At 67.1% G+C, this 15,964-nt stretch carries 20 protein-coding genes; 7 read left to right on the plus strand and 13 right to left on the minus strand.

What is annotated here, in order from left to right; genetic code table 11:
• Positions 1-182 precede the first annotated feature (182 nt).
• A complete protein-coding gene (locus STARVERO_RS09110) occupies positions 183-1,043 on the plus strand; it encodes a DUF4238 domain-containing protein (RefSeq protein WP_159598620.1) in 861 nt (286 codons plus the stop codon).
• Positions 1,044-1,138: 95 nt separating this feature from the next.
• Here STARVERO_RS09110 and STARVERO_RS09115 read toward each other — a convergent pair whose 3' ends face one another.
• The 13 genes from STARVERO_RS09115 to STARVERO_RS09175 all read right to left on the minus strand — a co-directional run bounded on the left by STARVERO_RS09115 (position 1,139) and on the right by STARVERO_RS09175 (position 10,505).
• A complete protein-coding gene (locus STARVERO_RS09115; RefSeq protein WP_159598621.1) occupies positions 1,139-1,498 on the minus strand; it encodes a hypothetical protein in 360 nt (119 codons plus the stop codon).
• Positions 1,495-2,451 (minus strand): hypothetical protein, encoded by a 957-nt coding sequence (locus STARVERO_RS09120; protein ID WP_159598622.1) that lies wholly within the window; start codon positions 2,449-2,451, stop codon positions 1,495-1,497. Before STARVERO_RS09120 ends, STARVERO_RS09115 begins: the two co-directional genes overlap by 4 nt.
• Positions 2,451-4,052: a terminase large subunit gene (locus STARVERO_RS09125; RefSeq protein ID WP_159598623.1), complete on the minus strand. Its 1,602-nt coding sequence runs from the start codon at positions 4,050-4,052 to the stop codon at positions 2,451-2,453. The genes STARVERO_RS09120 and STARVERO_RS09125 overlap by 1 nt, the downstream gene beginning before the upstream one ends.
• A gap of 2 nt (positions 4,053-4,054) precedes the next feature.
• Entirely contained in the window at positions 4,055-4,441 is a 387-nt protein-coding gene (locus tag STARVERO_RS09130) for a phage terminase small subunit P27 family (RefSeq protein ID WP_244616695.1), read from the minus strand.
• Between the two features lie 23 nt (positions 4,442-4,464).
• A complete protein-coding gene (locus STARVERO_RS09135) occupies positions 4,465-4,740 on the minus strand; it encodes an HNH endonuclease signature motif containing protein (protein ID WP_308677215.1) in 276 nt (91 codons plus the stop codon).
• 84 nt (positions 4,741-4,824) lie between these two features.
• On the minus strand, positions 4,825-5,430 hold the full coding sequence (locus STARVERO_RS09140) for a head-tail connector protein (RefSeq protein WP_159598626.1): 606 nt from the start codon (positions 5,428-5,430) through the stop codon (positions 4,825-4,827).
• Positions 5,431-5,631: 201 nt separating this feature from the next.
• Positions 5,632-6,060 (minus strand): hypothetical protein, encoded by a 429-nt coding sequence (locus tag STARVERO_RS09145; RefSeq protein WP_159598627.1) that lies wholly within the window; start codon positions 6,058-6,060, stop codon positions 5,632-5,634.
• 42 nt (positions 6,061-6,102) lie between these two features.
• Positions 6,103-7,311, minus strand: coding sequence for a phage major capsid protein (locus STARVERO_RS09150; protein WP_159598628.1), 1,209 nt, complete (start codon positions 7,309-7,311; stop codon positions 6,103-6,105).
• A 2-nt stretch (positions 7,312-7,313) separates the two neighbouring features.
• Positions 7,314-7,817, minus strand: coding sequence for an HK97 family phage prohead protease (locus STARVERO_RS09155; protein WP_159598629.1), 504 nt, complete (start codon positions 7,815-7,817; stop codon positions 7,314-7,316).
• The gene (locus STARVERO_RS09160; protein WP_159598630.1) at positions 7,817-8,050 is read right to left on the minus strand and encodes a hypothetical protein; all 234 of its coding nucleotides are present in this window, start codon (positions 8,048-8,050) and stop codon (positions 7,817-7,819) included. The genes STARVERO_RS09155 and STARVERO_RS09160 overlap by 1 nt, the downstream gene beginning before the upstream one ends.
• Positions 8,050-9,231, minus strand: a complete 1,182-nt coding sequence (locus STARVERO_RS09165; protein ID WP_159598631.1) for a phage portal protein — start codon at positions 9,229-9,231, stop codon at positions 8,050-8,052. Before STARVERO_RS09165 ends, STARVERO_RS09160 begins: the two co-directional genes overlap by 1 nt.
• A gap of 117 nt (positions 9,232-9,348) precedes the next feature.
• On the minus strand, positions 9,349-9,678 hold the full coding sequence (locus STARVERO_RS09170) for a hypothetical protein (RefSeq protein WP_159598632.1): 330 nt from the start codon (positions 9,676-9,678) through the stop codon (positions 9,349-9,351).
• A 50-nt stretch (positions 9,679-9,728) separates the two neighbouring features.
• Positions 9,729-10,505, minus strand: coding sequence for a hypothetical protein (locus tag STARVERO_RS09175; protein WP_159598633.1), 777 nt, complete (start codon positions 10,503-10,505; stop codon positions 9,729-9,731).
• A gap of 439 nt (positions 10,506-10,944) precedes the next feature.
• On the opposite strand from STARVERO_RS09175, the gene STARVERO_RS09180 reads away from it, so the two are divergent.
• The 6 genes from STARVERO_RS09180 to STARVERO_RS09205 all read left to right on the plus strand — a co-directional run bounded on the left by STARVERO_RS09180 (position 10,945) and on the right by STARVERO_RS09205 (position 15,786).
• On the plus strand, positions 10,945-11,235 hold the full coding sequence (locus tag STARVERO_RS09180; RefSeq protein ID WP_159598634.1) for a hypothetical protein: 291 nt from the start codon (positions 10,945-10,947) through the stop codon (positions 11,233-11,235).
• 135 nt (positions 11,236-11,370) lie between these two features.
• A complete protein-coding gene (locus STARVERO_RS09185) occupies positions 11,371-11,991 on the plus strand; it encodes a LemA family protein (RefSeq protein ID WP_159598635.1) in 621 nt (206 codons plus the stop codon).
• 19 nt (positions 11,992-12,010) lie between these two features.
• Positions 12,011-12,865: a TPM domain-containing protein gene (locus STARVERO_RS09190; protein WP_159598636.1), complete on the plus strand. Its 855-nt coding sequence runs from the start codon at positions 12,011-12,013 to the stop codon at positions 12,863-12,865.
• Positions 12,865-13,494, plus strand: a complete 630-nt coding sequence (locus STARVERO_RS09195) for a TPM domain-containing protein (RefSeq protein WP_159598637.1) — start codon at positions 12,865-12,867, stop codon at positions 13,492-13,494. The genes STARVERO_RS09190 and STARVERO_RS09195 overlap by 1 nt, the downstream gene beginning before the upstream one ends.
• A 77-nt stretch (positions 13,495-13,571) precedes the next feature.
• Positions 13,572-15,404, plus strand: a complete 1,833-nt coding sequence (gene ilvD / locus STARVERO_RS09200; protein ID WP_159598638.1) for a dihydroxy-acid dehydratase — start codon at positions 13,572-13,574, stop codon at positions 15,402-15,404.
• Positions 15,405-15,483: 79 nt separating this feature from the next.
• Positions 15,484-15,786 (plus strand): alkylphosphonate utilization protein, encoded by a 303-nt coding sequence (locus tag STARVERO_RS09205; RefSeq protein WP_144342316.1) that lies wholly within the window; start codon positions 15,484-15,486, stop codon positions 15,784-15,786.
• Positions 15,787-15,964: the final 178 nt, after the last annotated feature.

The raw sequence follows: 15,964 nt of genomic DNA on the forward strand, positions 1-15,964 counted from the left end.
ACCGGTTGTATGCGCCTGCTAACCCAATCTGCCACGATGGATCGCATTTCGGCTAGTACTTCGGTATGGATTTTGAGTTGTTGCTTGCGGCGTGCGAATCAGGCGGCGTGCAATCTTCTTCGGCGTTCCAGTGGTAAGCCTCCTGGAGAAACGGGGACGCAAACAACGAGTAATGGAAGCCTGTGGCCGGTACACCTCCCAAGAAGCACCATTATGTGCCGCGGATGCTACTCAGACGGTTCGCCGATAACGACGGGCGTTTCTATCACTTCAGTCGGCACCAGCCGGAGGTTTGCCACAGGCATTTCTCGAACGTGTTTTATCAGAATCATCTTTACGCACTGCCACCAGTCGATGGTGCGCGGGATCTCTCCGTCGAGCGGCAGCTTGCGCATATCGAGGACGTCGTGTCGCCGATTCTGGACCGCCTTGAGCCTCCATTGCTCGGCGGCTTTCGCCCTGACTTGGCCCGGATTGAACGAGAGGCGCTTTGTCTATTCCTCTATGAGCAGTGGCGGCGTGTTCCCGACTTTCACGACGAGATTATGCCAGAAGAACGCAGTCGTGCCGTGCTGGAAAAGGCCATATCGGATTTCGAGATAGCGCACCGGCCGCTGACCGCTGATGAACGGAAGGGATACCTGGGACGAGATGCCTTGCGGGAGATACGGCAACGGGTGAGAGTTCAGTCGTTGGCGGCTGCTAGCCGTCGCGTAATCGAAATAATTAACAGCAAAGGCCTCTGGTTCGCCTTAACGCCGGCCCGGAAATCATTCTTAATTTCCAGCTATCCCGTCGTTAAAATTGTGCCGTCGGGCATAGAAAACGAGCTTCATAACCCGCAAGTGGAGCTGTGGCTCCCAATTCATCCACGAATCATGATGATATTTGCCGGCGCAGAGGGAGGGGGAGTCGTTACACTATTGGAGAAGCAGGTGCGTGACTATAATTTAGTGGTTGCGCGTAGAAGTGGCGAGTTCGCGTCCTTGTCGAAAGACTTAGTAGCTTCAATAGCTAGAACGTGCGGGCGATCCTCGCTCTGAGGATAGATCCCTCAACTCAGATCCTTGACGCCCGTGTGGAATGGGCATTTGCGACAGATCGATCGACGAGGTAGGGCAGGTCGCCTTGATGAGACCTATCCTCTGACCTGCATGTCGATCCGCACCAATTCGCCCCCGAGGTGTATCGGCGCAGCGGCGATGACCGATCGCGTGCGACCGGCAGCGATGATCTGGTCGCCGGCGCGGGGCACGTCCACCATGCTATCCGGCCAGCCGGCCACCGCGATCTCCGTCGGCCCCAGCACGACTTGGCTGTCCCCTTGGGTGATGCCGCCCAGCAGTTCATCCGGACGATAGCCACGTAGCGTGATCCTGACGTCGACGTCGAAGTTCGTCTTCGTGGTGCCAACCCAGGTTGACCGTCGCAGGACGGCGTCCTGTCCATGCAGGGCGAGCTGGCGGTTGAGCGCCGCGATGGCAGCGGCGGGCGTCATTTGGCGCCCTCTCGCTCGCTAGCGAGCGGTAGCGTCTGCGAGGTCTGCTCGCAGAGGAATGCGGCCTTGGCCGCCTTGGTGGCGAAGGGATTGCACACGGGCGAGCAATAGGAGCGCTTGTCGCTCGGATAGGGCGGGTAGAAAATCGTGCTGCACGTCAGGCATTGCAGCGCCGGCCGGCTCTTGATCCGCATGGTACCGGCGCATTCGCGCGAGCAGTACCGCGACACGCCCTTGCCGCCGGTGTTCTTGGGCTTGAACACCGCGCCGCAGTGCAGGCATTCGCGCTCCTGCCACTTGCGGCGAGAGTCGGCGAAGCATGATCTTGAGCAATAATTTCGGCGTTCGTCTCTTGTTGCGAAAAAGGAGCCGCACTGCTCGCAGTTTCGAGACCGAAGCCTTTCCGTTTCCGCCGATCGCGCCGCACTGAATGCCAGGTAGTCCGCAATCGACATCCGACGATGCTCTTTGCGACGCAATTCGGCTGCCGCCATGCTCGCACAGCTGTCGCAGCAATATTTGACCGCCTTGCCATTCCTCTCGCCACGATCAATCGGGATGGGCTTGCCGCAGCGGCGGAAGGCGCAGAAGCCTTTCGACGTATCGGTGTCGGCGAACTCGGGTTGCCCCTGCCACCACGTCGGACGGACCGCGCCGATCTGCGCAAGGGCCGCCGCCACGACCTCAACCGCAGTGTGATCGGCATCCGGCCATCTCCAGCCTTCCAGACAAAGAGAGCTGCGGACGCCGTTGCGGCAGGCGCCTTCAAACGCAAACCGCGTCGGCTCGCCCTGCTTCAAAATGCCGGCGATATCGCTGACCAGCTCATCGAACCGGATGCGGTTCAGCTTCCGGGGCTTGGTCTTGCTCGCTTTCTTCTGCCGCTCCCGAAAGTCGTCCCAAGCGGTCGCAATGCGAAGGCGGCGCCGAGTTTCTGGCGTGATCTGAAGCATCACAGCACCATCAATTCCGGCGACCACTCGTCGCTGTCGTAGATGCTGGCGCCGGCTTCTGCGCTGGCGCGGCTGACCGCCATGGCGCAGGCGACCGCGCCGTCGATCCGGTCGCGACTCTTGCCCTTGTGGAACATGCGGTTGCCGGCGCTGTCGGTGTGAACGGCGATGTTGTCGAAGCACCAGCGCAGGACCGGATGCCCGCCATGGGCGAGCTGGCGGCCGACAATGGCGCGCTCCAGCTCCTTGACTGCCGGCGCCATGGTGACCCAGCCCTGGCGCATCTCGACGGCCGGCAGCCCATCCTCAGCTAAGTTGTTGAGCATGTTGCGGGCGAGGTGCGGATCGAATGCGATCTCCTGAACCGCGAAGCGATCGCAAAGGCCGCGGATGGTGTCTTCCACCGTGCGGAAGTCGACCACGTTGCCGGGCGTCGGGGTGATGAAGCCCTGATCTGCCCAGGAGGGGTACGGCACGCCGTCGCGATCGGCGCGGATGCGCAGGTTCTGCTCCGGGCAGAAGAACCACGGATGCACGAGGTAGCCGCCGCGCTCGTCGCGCCAGGCGGCGACGACGGCGGTGAGATCGTGATTGGAGGAGAGGTCGACGCCGAGCCAGCACGGCTCGCCGGCGAGCAGCTCGAGGTCCACCTCGCCAGCACCGGCGTCGTACACCTCCATGTCGACGAACGGATCGGCGGAGTGATCAAGCCAGATATTGAGGTTGAGCTGGCGGAAGGCCTCGCGATCGCCGATGCGGCGCTGGCCCTCGCGGGCGAGCTGGCGCAGGCCCTCGAGGTCGGGATAGCCATGGGCGAGGCCCGGATTCACCCGGTGCCACACGTCTTCATCGGTCCAGTCGCAATCCCGCTCGGCTTCGAAGAGGATCGGCAGGATCGAGGGATCGTCGACCTCGCCACGGGCGACCTTGCGGGCATCCTCCACGATGTCCCAGGCGACGTTCTCCTGCCCCCGGCCGGCGGTGGTGGCGACGATGAGGAGCGAGCCCTTCTGCTTGACGAGGCCCGAGCGCAGCACGTCCCACAGGTCGCGCTTGGGCCAGGCGTGCAGCTCGTCGGCGAGCACGAAGGCGGGCGTGCGGCCGTGCTGGGTGCCGGCATCCGCCGAGATCGCCTCGTAGAAGGATCCATCGCGCGGGAAGGTCAGGCGGTTGCGGTAGTCGACGACGCGGGTGTTCGCCGCCGCCTGAGGCACGGTGCGCACGATGCCGAGCGCCTCGGCATAGGCGAGACGCGCCTGCTTGCGGTCGGCGGCCGCCGATATCACCTCGCCGCCCGGCACCCGCTCCGGCCCGATCGTATGCAGCAGCGCCAGCGCGGCGGCGAGCGAGGTCTTGCGGTTGCCACGCGGCAGCAGCAGCACCACGGTCTTGACGATGCGGGTGCCGTCGGCGTGGCGCGGGCCATAGATCGCCCGCACGATCCGCTCCTGCCAGGGATCAAGCTGGAACGGCTTGCCGGGAAGCGGGCTCTTGGGGTGCTTGAGCTTGCCAAGCCAGCGCACGGCGCGCTCGCCGCGCCCCATGGGATCGGCGATCTCGCTGCCATCGAAGATCCATTCGGGGAACGTCGAGCGCGCCATGGTCAATCGCCCATGCCGAACAGGTCGTCTTGCCCGTCGTCGGCTGCATCGCGGGCGGCGGGCCGGGAGCGACTGACGGGAGTGAGCCCCAGCTCGCCGGCAAGAAGGCGCGCCTGCGTCATGGCGGCATCACGGATCGCAACGGCAGGATGCTTCTTCGGGCCGGTCTTCGTGCTGACGATCATGCCTTCGCGGGCAATGATGCGGGACGCCTCCGCGACCTGGCCGATGGAAACGCAGTAGCTGGTGAAGGTCGCGATGTCGGCTGCGGTGAGCGTCCGCCGCTCTTCGATCAGGATCGGGGCGACCCGATTCCATTCCTCGCGGGCATCGGTATCAAGCCACGCCGGCGGATCGAGCTGGCCGCGAACGGGCGAGGATCCCGCCACCACAAGATATGGCTTCCTCCCTCTCACGAGCCGGTCCTTAAGCCGCGCTTTTCCTGTGCCTGCTTCCAGCGGCTATGACAGGAGGTGCAGAGCGGCTGCCAGTTGGAGCGCGACCAGAACAGCCGCTGATCCCCCTTGTGCGGGATGATGTGGTCGACGACCGATGCCGGCGCGCTGCAGCCGGGCCGGGCGCAGTGCGGATTGAGCTTCAGGAACGCCGCGCGTTCCTTCTCCCACTTGCTGTCATAGCCGCGCTCGCGCGCCGGCACGCGACGCTGCTCATAGGCCGCCTTGCGCATGCGCTCACAGGGGCAGCGCTCGCCCGAGGCGATCCGATGGCCGCAGCCGCAGATTCGAGGCGCGCGTACCGGCATCGCCCGACCTCACGCGAAGCCCGGCAGCCGGTACGGCGCCAGGAGGTCGGTGACATCGGCCGACAGCGAAGCCGGCAGGCCGTAGGAGAAGGATCCCACGCCGTCGACATCCTCGCTGCGCACCGTCTGGTCACGCCCGCGCGCGTGCCAGGCGTTACGCACGGCAAGGATCGCCGCCCGCTCGATATCGGGTGGAAGATCACGCCCCTCGTCGCCGGGCAGGAGGAAGCCGGCGGCGTAGTCGACGAGGATCCGGCCGGGCGACCACACCGAGCGCGCGCCGGACGCGGTGAGCCGATACAGCATGCCGGTCTCGGCTTCCGCCTCATAGAGTGCGGGCGCCAGCGAGCCGGCTTCGGTGGTGACGGAGGTGATCGCCGCCAGCGGGAACCGCGAGAGCAGCAGCGTGCCCGCCGGCTCAGTGAGGTGGACGGTCTCGCGCAGACCCTCGCGGGCGAACACGCGCCCGCACCAGCTCTCGATCGCCCGGCTCGCCTGGCCGATCAGCCCGCCGAGATAGGCGTCAGCGGCGTCATCGGTGACCTCGAGCTCGAGCTTCACGGCGTCGAGCGTGGTCAAGTCGCGTTTGGCGGCCGGCGTGATGACGGTGAGCATGAATGTTCCTCGGAAGAGAGGGCGGACGCAGCCTCGCGCTGCGCCCGCCGATGAGCCCTTGGCCGGGAAAGGAGACCGGCTGGTGCTCGCGACCTTCGCCACCTTGACCCTCCCGAAATCGGCCGGGCGCCTCAGGGAGGTGGCGTTTCCGTTGTTGGGCAGGCCGCTACGTGCCCTCATACGGGGCGCGCCCGGAGCCGATCAGGCCACCGGGCGCTCGCGCGCGTGGCCCTTGATGACGGTGGCGGCGAGCGGCGTCGCCGTGCCGTGGGTGCCGGAGAAGTCGGCGAGCAGTTTGATGAAGCGCCGATTGCCGACATAGCCGACGCGGGTCACGCTCGGATCGGGGTGCGCCGCCTTCAGCGCCAGCACGATGCCGGAGGTGACGCCGGCGACGCCCTGCACATCAGCGTCCGTCACCGGCTCATAGGTGGCATCGTCGTCGCTGTGCGAGAGCTTGAACTCGACCTTGTTCGTGCCGTTGAAGCTGATGCCGCCGGCGCCGACATGGATCGCCAGCATGGCGGAATCGAAGCCCTTGAGATCGATCGCCGCCGGGGTGTTGTCGGCGTCATAGGCCGCCGGCGCGATGACCGAGGCGACGGCGGTATTCGAGATGATGTCGCGCATGGATGAACCTCCGCAGAGCGCGTGACGGGGAAGCGGCGGCCTTTAGGAGGTCGCCATCTTGAGCTTGCGCAGCGCCCGGGCCTGCACCACGCCGGCGCCGGTACGGCGGGTGGCATGGATGCGGGTGATGCCGTCGGTGGCGCGGATGTACGGGTTGACGAAGATCGACAGCGCCAGGCGGTCGACGATCCGGTAGGCGGTGGCGAAGTCGCCGAACAGGATCGGGAATTTGCCGGAGGTCGCGTCGGGCAGGTCGACCGCTTCCACGACGGGCCGCCCCAGCAGCATTTCCGGCTGGCCGGCCTGATAGCTCGGCTGCCACAGATAGACGCCCGTGTTGCCGTCCTTCAGGGTGCGGACCTTGGCGAGCGTGCCGCCATTCATCAGCCAGGTGCCGCGGGAGCGGTACGCCGCGGGCAGCGCGTACATCAGCGCGATGAGCTGGTCTGCGGAGAGGTTCGTCGCGTGGCCGTTCAGCGTCTCGGCGATGCCCGTGGCGGAGAGCAGGCCTTCCGGCTCCAGCACGCCGTTGCCGGAGACGAAGGCGAGGCCTTCCTTCTGGCCGAAATCCTCGGCAAGCGAGAGGCGGATTTCCGCCTCGGCCGTGCCGCCGCTGTCGGCCAAGAGCTGGTTGCTCACGTCGACGAAGGTGTTGACCTCGCGGATCGGGATTTCCACCTGGCCGAAGCTCGGCTCGCTGCCCTCCTGAGGCTGCGTCTCGCCCTTCCACTTGGCGTTGGTGATGCCGGTGCGCTTGGGATAGCTCACCGCCGGCGCCGTGGTGGTGCGCACGGTGGCGAGCGTGCGGATCGGCGAAAACTCGACGAGGTCACGGATGAACTCGCCCGACATCTCGGTCGGCGCCAGATAGCCGCCCTGCGTGTCCGACGAGACGGTGAGCACCTTGAGCTCGGCTTCCGGCGCGCGATCGCCCTGGCGCAGATAGGCGGCGAAGGCCTTCTGCTCGGTGCTGGGCTCGCCCTCGGTCTCGCCGTTGCCGTTCGGGCGGTTGCCCTTGGCCTCCAGCTTGTCGAGCCGCTCGGTGAGCTTGGACACCGGATCGTCCTTCGGCTCGGGCGTGGTGCCCTTGCCCTCCAGCGCGGCGATGCGATCGCCCAGCGACTTCTGGCCGTCGGTAACGGTCTTGGTGAGGGCGTCGAGCGCCTTGGTGACGACCTCGCTGGGATCGTCATTGTCGCCCTTCAGCTCAACCGCGCCGGGCGCCAGCACGTGCAGGCAGGTATGCTTCATCGTCAGCTTCCTCGAATGGCCGCTTCCGCGCGCCGGATGGATTCGGCGAGGGCGAAGGCCCCCGCCGCGGACTTGGCGGAAGTGACCTTCGCGCCGGGGTGCATGGGCGCGCTCACCAGCGACACCTCGAAAAGCTCAAGCGCCTTGATCGTCCGGCCGCCGCCGCTGCGGGCCGCCGCCTTGCGGGTGACGAAGCCGATGGACAGGCCGCGCACAGCGCCGGCCTTCACCAGCGCCCGCACCTCGCGAGCACGGGCCACCTCGTCGACGAGCAGCCGGCCGGCGACGTGCAGGCCGTCCGCCTTCTCCTCCACCCGGTCCCAGGCCCCGACCGGATCGTTGAGGTCATGGCCGAACAGCATGGGCAGCGGCAGCTTGAGGCCCTTGAAGGCGCCGGGTTCGATCCAGTCGCCGATGCGATCGGGCGCGCCGAACTTCCAGGCGAGGCCGGAGATCGCCCCGCTCTCGTCCGCCAGCACCTTGGTCTCGAAGAAGGCGCGTTCCATCAGAGCGCCTTTCGCAGCAAGTCGATGGTGCGAACCCCGTCGCTGCCCCATTCCGAAAGCGCTTCACAGGCGGCGTCGTAGGAGGGACCGTCCCACACGCCAAAACACCGGCCGCCCTCGTCGACGTAGTCCACGAAGTACCAAGCCTTGCCGGATCGGGAGGGATCGGAGCTCTCTGTGATGACGCCCCCACGAAGCTCGGCGTAGGGGTGCAGCGGAACGACGTTGTCCATCAATCTTCCTCGCGGCGGGCCGGCCCGGTCGTGCGGGTGGTGACGGTGACGTTGGGATTGGCGTATTCCTCGCCGCCGGCGCGCGGCGGCAGGTCGAGCCAGTCGCGGCCCTCGTTGGGGTTCAGCACCCGCGCCGAGATGAGCGAAGAGATCGCGGTCGCCCGCTCGGTGAGGGCGGCGCGGGTGAGATCGTCGCGATCGAACAGGATCCGGTACTCGCGCCGCTCTTCCGACGTGAACAGCGCCCGGCGCAGGGCGCCCTCGAGCGCGCGCAGCCAAGGCTCCAGCGAGTAGGTCAGGAACTCCTTGCCCATCTGCTCGGAGTTGGACCAGGTGGCACGGTCCAGCTCGTAGAGCATGGACGGCGGCACGCGGAAGGCGCGGGCGATCTCGATGATCTGGAACTTGCGCATCTCGAGGAACTGAGCGTCCGTCGACTTCAGCGTGAGCTGCGTGTACTCGGCACCGCCTTCCACGATCGCCGTGCCGCCGGACTTGCCGCCGCCATGGGCGAGCTGCCAGGCCTCACGGATGCGCTTCAGGGCGTCCGGTGAGGTGCGGTCCTTCAGCGCCAGCACGCCCGACGGCCGCGCGCCGTCGCGGAACAGCCGGCCGGCATGGCCCTCCATCAGCTTGGCGACGCCTATGGCATCCGCGGCGAGGGACAGCGGGCAGCGGGCGAAGGGTGAGCGCAGGTGCACCACGTCGTCCGCCGAGACCGGCACATTGTTGATGCGATAGCTCGGCTCAAGCCGGCCGTCGCCGGAATAGTCGACCGTGAAGTGCGCCGGCTCATAGCGCACCAGCTCGATTGTGCGCCCATCCACCTTGTTCGCCAGCGCCAGCGCGCCCTTGTCGCTGATCAGCGCGGCGGCGACCATGTCGCGGATGAACTCGAAACGCGACGTCCAGTCGTTTGGGCGATCGGCGAGCAGCCGCGCCGCAGGATGTTCTGGCGCCTCGGCTTCCGTGCCGCCTATCCGGTGCATGACCTTCAGCTCGAGGCAAGCCGCGGGTTCCGAGATCAGCCGGATCGCCGACTGCGCTGCCGGCACAGTCAATGCCTGAGCCGCACCAACGGACAGGCCGGAGGGCGGCGTGCCGAGCAGCGCTTGCAGCTCCGAATCCGGCGCCGCTAGGCTCTTCGTCGTCCTGAACCATCCTGAGAGCCGCTGAAGCACGTCTGACCTCGACTAACCTACTGATAAATAGTAAAAAACCCTATTTAGCCTCTATCTCGCACGGTGGACCCCAAGCGGTCCGGCGCCCCTGGCGCAAAGTTGCGAACCACCCCCCGGTCATGCCGCCGCCTCGTCGTCGTCGCGCTCGCCGCTGGCGATGCGCATGCGATCCAGCGCACTCGCGCCGGGCGGGCGAAGCGTCGGCAGGCTGCGACCGCGATAGCGGCCCAGCGGTTGACCGGGAGGCGAACCGAAGATGAGCGCGGCCACTGGCTCGCGGCCGATCTCGGCGCGGCAGAACCGGCACCATTGCTGCCAGGCCAGCGTGCCGGCCTCGACGAAGGTCCAGCTGTCATCCGGCGTGCCGAACACAGCGCGGCGCGCCAGCTCGGCGTGCAGCGAAGCGGTCGGACGATCCGAGGCGCGGATAACGGCGTGATGATGCATAGATGATTCTATGCGCTCGCCGCGATCACTCGAACAGATGCCTGTTTCTCTCAGTTACTATCACATCGTGATATGTCATCATCTCGCAGGCCAGTGGCATCTCCGCTTGGATGACGAGCCAAGGTAACAGAATATTGGGCTACGTCTCCTCCCACCAAGTCACGACCTCTTAGGGTCCTCTCTGTGCTCTTCGTGGGGCTCAGATTTTTGACTTGTGCAGAGGATTTGGACCCTATCGGCCGATGCGCTGTTGGCCCGCGCTTGAGCCACGCACGCCATTCCGGCGACACGATCTCCACCACGTTGGGCAGATGCTTTCGGCCGCGCTGCGGACGATGCATGACCCGGATCAGCCCAAGCCGTCGCGCCTCGTGCAGCGCGTTCTGCACCGAGGTCCGGCACACGCCTGCCAGCGCGGCCATCTGGTCAATGGGCAGCTCGCATGTGCCGTGGTGCTTCACCTCGCCGGCGACGATCGCCAGGACGGCGCTCTCGCTCTCGGTGAAGCAGCTGGCCAGCGCGGCTGGCATAGGTGCGGACCGGGCAAGTCCGCGTCGCCGGCGCCGTGCCACCTCCCGATCGGGTGCCGCCTGCCGGCGTCGCGGCTTGAACCGGCTCAGATTGACGGGCGCCGACGCCTGGCGCGGTCCCTCGGCAGGCTTGCGCCTGGCGCTGGCGAGAATAGCCAGCCCGTTGGCATCGTCGTCCGACAAGGCGCCCGCCAGATTCTGCCGCCAGATTGCCGCGGTCAGGCGGTCCAGCTCGGCGCCCCCGTTCGCCTGACCAATGGCGACGCGAAAGGTCTCCACGACGACAACCGCGCTCATCGGTCCCGCCCCACGGCCGTCATGGCAGCCTTCAATGTGGCGAAGGTGCCGAGCGCCTCGCCATCGGCGTCCAAGGCGCGGAAGCCGCCGGCGAGGCTCTCGACAGAGCCGAGGCGCTCCCGCCCGTCATAAACGGCGCCGCAGGGCCGCGTCGCAGCTCGCGAAAGTGGGACGCGGTCGGTTGTATCTGTACCGGAAACGTTATGTTCTTCTTTTGTCCCGACCGAACCTAAGCCATTGTCACTTTTTGCGACGGGTCGGCCTGCCGGGCCCACCAAATCCGCCGATTGTCCCTCGCCGTCCAAGGTCTCCTGGCCCTGCGCCCTTTCTTATCGACCGATGGGATTGGCGGCGAATGAGGTGTAGACCTAGATACAGGATGCTCAGGTTGCCGGTACGCCGGCGAAAGGCGCGAGCCTGTCGGGTTGCGAGGCTGAACATGCGGACCGCCCTGTTGTCGATTCCCCTGCTCCTCGCCGCGGCGCCGGCGCTCGCGCAGACGCTGCCCAACTCGCTTACCATGAGCTGCGCCGCCACGCGGGCGCTGGTGCAGAAGAACGGCCAGGCCGTGATCGCCACGGGGCCGAACATCTATGAGCTGTTCGTCGTCAACGTCAGCTACTGCCTGCCGTCGCAGACGACGCGGCCGGCTTGGGTCAAGACCGCCGACGAGGCTCAATGCCTTGTCGGCCGGCGCTGCGTGGACCGGCAGATCCGTATCCGGCGCTAGCCGGCGGGCTCCGCCGCGCAGCGCCCGCGCGGGCAATCCGGCCTGCTCCCGACCTTCCCCATGGCCTGTGTCGGACACGCGGCCTATAAGGTATCCGGCGCCGCACAGGAGCGGCGTCGAGCTTGGGGCACCCACATGTCGAATTCTCTCGTCCTCGCTGGCGCCGGACGCCGCCTCGCCGCCATCCTGTTCCTCGCCGTGGCCTCGCTCGGCCTCGCCGGCTGCGGGGTCAACACCATTCCCACCCAGGAAGAGAAGGCGAAGGCCGCCTGGAGCGAGGTGCTGAACCAGTACCAGCGCCGTGCCGAGCTGATCCCCAACCTCGTCGAGACGGTGAAGGGCTACGCCCAGCAGGAGAAGGACGTGCTGACCCAGGTGACGGAGGCCCGCGCCAACGCCACCTCCATCAAGGTCGACGCCTCCACCATCACCGACCCCGAGCAGTTCAAGCAGTTCCAGAACGCGCAGGCCCAGCTCTCCAGCGCGCTCGGCCGGCTGATCGCCGTCTCGGAAGCCTATCCGGACCTGAAGTCGAACCAGAACTTCCTCGCCCTGCAGGCGCAGATCGAGGGCACCGAAAACCGCATCGCCGTGGCGCGGCGCGACTACATCGAGGCGGTGCGCGTCTACAACACCGAGCTGCGCACCTTCCCCGGCATCATCTGGGCCTCGACGCTCTACCGCGGCAACAAGCCGATGGAGACCTTCACCATCTCCGATGAGCAGATGAAGGTGCCGCAGGTGAAGTTCAACTGACACCTCGCTGAGCAGCGCCATGCTCGCCCGTACCGTCCGGTCCCAGGCCGCATCCCTCGCCGCGCCCTTTGCCGCGCGCGCGTTCGCCGTCGCGCTGGTCCTGCTCGCCCTCGTGCTGGCCGGCACGGCGCGGGCGGAGCTTCCCTTCCCGCCCCTCAGCGGACGGGTGGTCGATGCGGCCGGCATTCTCGATGCCGGTCAGCGCGCCGCGCTGGAAGCCAAGCTGGCGGCACAGGAGGGCAAGACGACGGACCAGTTCGTCGTCGCCACCGTCCCCTCGCTCGACGGCATCGAGATCGAGGACTATGCCAACCAGCTCTTCCGCCACTGGCAGCTCGGCCAGACCGACAAGGACAACGGCGCGCTGCTGCTGGTTGCGCCAAACGAGCGCAAGGTGCGCATCGAGGTCGGCTACGGCCTCGAAGGCATCCTGCCCGACGCCGTGGCCAGCACCATCATCCGCACCGCTATCATCCCGGCCTTCCGTTCCGGCGATTTCGCCGGCGGCATCGACAAGGGGACGGATGCCGTTCTCGAAGTCCTCAATCTCGACCCCGCCGAGGCCGAAGCGCGGGCGCGACAGGCGGAAGAACCGGCCCTCACCTTCGACGACTGGGTGTTCCTGCTGTTCGGGATCGCGATGTTCCTGTTCTGGCTCTATGTCCTCTATCACCAGATCCGCTACGGCCGCTCGCGCCGGGTGGGGCGCGGCCGCAATGCCGCTGCCGCCGGCGGCGTGTCGAACTGGGAATGGAACGACCGCCCCACGCGCGGCGGCTGGTCCGGTGGAGGCGGCTGGTCGGGCGGTGGAGGCGGCGGCTTCTCGGGTGGCGGCGGCTCTTCCGGCGGCGGCGGGGCTTCGGGGAGCTGGTGATGGGCACGACCAACGAGAACGTCCTCACCGCGGCGCAGCAGGCGGCGCTCGCCGAGGCCATAACCCGCGCGGAGGCCGGAACGGCAGGTGAGATTCAGGTGGTGGTCTCCAGCCGGCCGCTGATCGATCATCCCTTCTATGCGCTGATGTGGGCGGCGGTGATCGCGCTGGTGCTGCCCTGGCCGGTCGCCCTGCTCCTGCAGGTCGACGTACCGGAGCTGCTGGCGCTGCAGGCCAGCGTCTTCATCCTGCTGGGTTCCCTGCTCGCCTTCACCCCGCTGCGCCATTTCTGCGTTCCGCGCGCCGTATTGCGGGCCGCCGCGCGGGGCACGGCCGTCGACCACTTCCTCAGCCTCGGCATCCACCAGACCGAGGGACGCACGGGCGTGCTGATCTTCGTCGCCCTGCCCGATCACCGGGTCGAGGTGGTGGCCGACGACACGATCCATGCCCGCGTCGGTCCTTCGGCGTGGACGGATGTATGCACCCGCGTTCTCACTGGCGCGCGCGAGGGGCGGCTGGCCGAAGGGCTGGAGGACGCCATCGCCGAAGCCGGCCGGCTGCTCGCCCGGCACGCCCCGCCCGACACTCACAAGGACGAGCTGCCCAACCGCATCGTGGTGCTGTGATCCGCTTCGCGGGGGTAAATGGTTGCGCATGCGCGGACCCGGGCGCATAAGCGCCCCAAGAAGATTGGAGGAATTCCATGCCCGCCTATCGTTCCCGTACCACGACCCACGGCCGCAACATGGCCGGCGCGCGCGGCCTGTGGCGCGCCACTGGCATGAAGGATGGAGACTTCGGCAAGCCGATCATTGCCGTGGTCAATTCCTTCACGCAGTTCGTGCCGGGGCATGTCCACCTCAAGGATCTCGGCCAGCTGGTGGCGCGCGAGATCGAGGCGGCGGGCGGCGTGGCCAAGGAATTCAACACCATCGCGGTGGATGACGGCATCGCCATGGGCCATGACGGCATGCTCTATTCGCTGCCGTCCCGCGAGCTCATCGCCGACAGCGTGGAATACATGGTCAACGCGCACTGCGCCGACGCCATGGTCTGCATCTCCAATTGCGACAAGATCACTCCCGGCATGCTGATGGCATCGCTGCGCCTCAACATCCCGACCGTGTTCGTCTCCGGCGGCCCGATGGAGGCCGGCAAGGTGGTGCTCGGCGGCAAGCAGAAGGCGCTCGACCTCGTCGACGCCATGGTCGCCGCCGCCGACGACCGCGTCTCGGAAGAAGACGTGCAGGTGATCGAGCGCTCGGCGTGCCCGACCTGCGGCTCCTGCTCGGGCATGTTCACCGCCAATTCGATGAACTGCCTCACCGAGGCGCTCGGCCTCTCCCTGCCCGGCAACGGCTCGACGCTGGCCACGCATTCCGACCGCAAGCGCCTCTTCGTCGAGGCCGGCCACACGGTTGTCGACCTCGCCCGCCGCTATTACGAGCAGGACGACGCCAGCGTCCTGCCGCGCTCGATCGCCACCTTCGCGGCCTTCGAGAACGCGATGACGCTGGACATCGCCATGGGCGGCTCGACCAATACGGTGCTGCACCTGCTCGCCGCCGCGCATGAGGGCGAGGTGCCCTTCACCATGGCCGACATCGACCGGCTGTCGCGCCGCGTGCCGGTGCTGTGCAAGGTCGCTCCCGCCGTGCCGGATGTGCATGTCGAGGACGTCCACCATGCCGGCGGCATCATGGGCATCCTCGGCGAGCTCGACCGCGCCGGGTTGCTCGACACCTCCGTCGGCAGCATCCATGCGCCCTCGCTCGCCGTGGCGCTGGAGCACTGGGATGTGAAGCGCAACGCCAGCGAGGCGGTGCACGAATTCTACCGCGCCGCGCCCGGCGGCGTGCCGACCCAGGTCGCCTTCAGCCAGTCCGCCCGCTACGACGATGTCGACCTCGACCGGCAGAAGGGCGTCATCCGCGACTACGAGCACGCCTTCTCCAAGGATGGTGGCCTCGCCGTGCTCTACGGCAACCTCGCCGAGGACGGCTGCATCGTGAAGACGGCGGGCGTGGACGAGTCCATCCTCAAGTTCACCGGCACCGCCACCGTGTTCGAGAGCCAGGACGATGCCGTCTCCGGCATCCTCGGCAACCGGGTGAAGCCGGGCCAGATCGTGCTCATCCGCTATGAGGGCCCGCGCGGCGGGCCGGGCATGCAGGAGATGCTCTACCCGACGAGCTACCTGAAGTCGAAGGGGCTGGGCAAAGCCTGCGCGCTCATCACCGACGGGCGCTTCTCTGGCGGCTCCTCGGGCCTGTCCATCGGCCATGTCTCGCCGGAAGCCGCCGAGGGCGGCACCATCGGGCTGGTGCGCGAGGGCGATGTGATCGAGATCGACATCCCCAACCGCCGCATCCATCTCGCGGTGGACGACGCCGAGCTCGCCGCCCGTCGCGAGGAGCAGGAGGCGAAGGGCTGGAAGCCTGCCGCCCCACGCAAGCGCAATGTCACCACCGCGCTCAAGGCCTATGCCGCGCTCGCCACCAGCGCCGCCAAGGGCGCGGTCCGGCAGGTGCCGTGACACCGTGACGTCCAACGGGCGGGGCCGCGTGCCCCGCCCATCCGTCGGCTGAACCGACCCGACACTGAAGGAGGCGAAGATGGCCGACGACAATGATGCCTATGTCTATGACGAAGCTACCGGCGAATGGCGCCCGGCCTCCGAGATGCTGGCGGCGCAGGCCGGCACAGTCGAGGTCCGCGATGCCTCCGGCAACCCGCTGGCGGACGGCGATTCCGTCGTCCTCATCAAGGACCTGAAGGTGAAGGGCGCCGGCCAGACGCTCAAGCAGGGCACCGTCATCAAGACGATCCGCCTCACCGACAACCCGGACGAGATCGACTGCCGCTACGAAGGCATCAAGGGCCTCGTCCTGCGCACGGAGTTCGTGCGCAAGCGCTGAGGCGAACTGCGCACGGCGCGGACCTCCATCCCGCCGTCATCTCCCGGGCTCGCCCCGGGGATCTACGACTTCTTCAACACCCAAAGACGTGGATGGCCGGGTCAAGCCCGGCCATGACGATGCTTGAAGCCGCCGGGCCGCTCCCGGTTGCGAACAAAACGCGAAACGTGCTCACTGG

It is taken from the genome of Starkeya nomas, from assembly GCF_902703545.1.
In the GTDB taxonomy this organism is placed as follows: domain Bacteria; phylum Pseudomonadota; class Alphaproteobacteria; order Rhizobiales; family Xanthobacteraceae; genus Ancylobacter; species Ancylobacter moscoviensis.

Bases quoted from the DNA above. Each gene is read 5' to 3' on its own strand.
- ilvD (WP_159598638.1), top strand. From the start codon at position 13,572: ATGCCCGCCTATCGTTCCCGTACCACGACCCACGGCCGCAACATGGCC.
- STARVERO_RS09120 (WP_159598622.1), bottom strand. From the start codon at position 2,451: ATGCTTCAGATCACGCCAGAAACTCGGCGCCGCCTTCGCATTGCGACC.
- STARVERO_RS09150 (WP_159598628.1), bottom strand. From the start codon at position 7,311: ATGAAGCATACCTGCCTGCACGTGCTGGCGCCCGGCGCGGTTGAGCTG.
- STARVERO_RS09195 (WP_159598637.1), top strand. From the start codon at position 12,865: ATGGGCACGACCAACGAGAACGTCCTCACCGCGGCGCAGCAGGCGGCG.
- STARVERO_RS09140 (WP_159598626.1), bottom strand. From the start codon at position 5,430: ATGCTCACCGTCATCACGCCGGCCGCCAAACGCGACTTGACCACGCTC.
- STARVERO_RS09160 (WP_159598630.1), bottom strand. From the start codon at position 8,050: ATGGACAACGTCGTTCCGCTGCACCCCTACGCCGAGCTTCGTGGGGGC.
- STARVERO_RS09205 (WP_144342316.1), top strand. From the start codon at position 15,484: ATGGCCGACGACAATGATGCCTATGTCTATGACGAAGCTACCGGCGAA.
- STARVERO_RS09135 (WP_308677215.1), bottom strand. From the start codon at position 4,740: ATGCGCAAGGCGGCCTATGAGCAGCGTCGCGTGCCGGCGCGCGAGCGC.
- STARVERO_RS09155 (WP_159598629.1), bottom strand. From the start codon at position 7,817: ATGGAACGCGCCTTCTTCGAGACCAAGGTGCTGGCGGACGAGAGCGGG.
- STARVERO_RS09125 (WP_159598623.1), bottom strand. From the start codon at position 4,052: ATGGCGCGCTCGACGTTCCCCGAATGGATCTTCGATGGCAGCGAGATC.
- STARVERO_RS09145 (WP_159598627.1), bottom strand. From the start codon at position 6,060: ATGCGCGACATCATCTCGAATACCGCCGTCGCCTCGGTCATCGCGCCG.
- STARVERO_RS09185 (WP_159598635.1), top strand. From the start codon at position 11,371: ATGTCGAATTCTCTCGTCCTCGCTGGCGCCGGACGCCGCCTCGCCGCC.
- STARVERO_RS09180 (WP_159598634.1), top strand. From the start codon at position 10,945: ATGCGGACCGCCCTGTTGTCGATTCCCCTGCTCCTCGCCGCGGCGCCG.
- STARVERO_RS09115 (WP_159598621.1), bottom strand. From the start codon at position 1,498: ATGACGCCCGCCGCTGCCATCGCGGCGCTCAACCGCCAGCTCGCCCTG.
- STARVERO_RS09175 (WP_159598633.1), bottom strand. From the start codon at position 10,505: ATGAGCGCGGTTGTCGTCGTGGAGACCTTTCGCGTCGCCATTGGTCAG.
- STARVERO_RS09190 (WP_159598636.1), top strand. From the start codon at position 12,011: ATGCTCGCCCGTACCGTCCGGTCCCAGGCCGCATCCCTCGCCGCGCCC.
- STARVERO_RS09170 (WP_159598632.1), bottom strand. From the start codon at position 9,678: ATGCATCATCACGCCGTTATCCGCGCCTCGGATCGTCCGACCGCTTCG.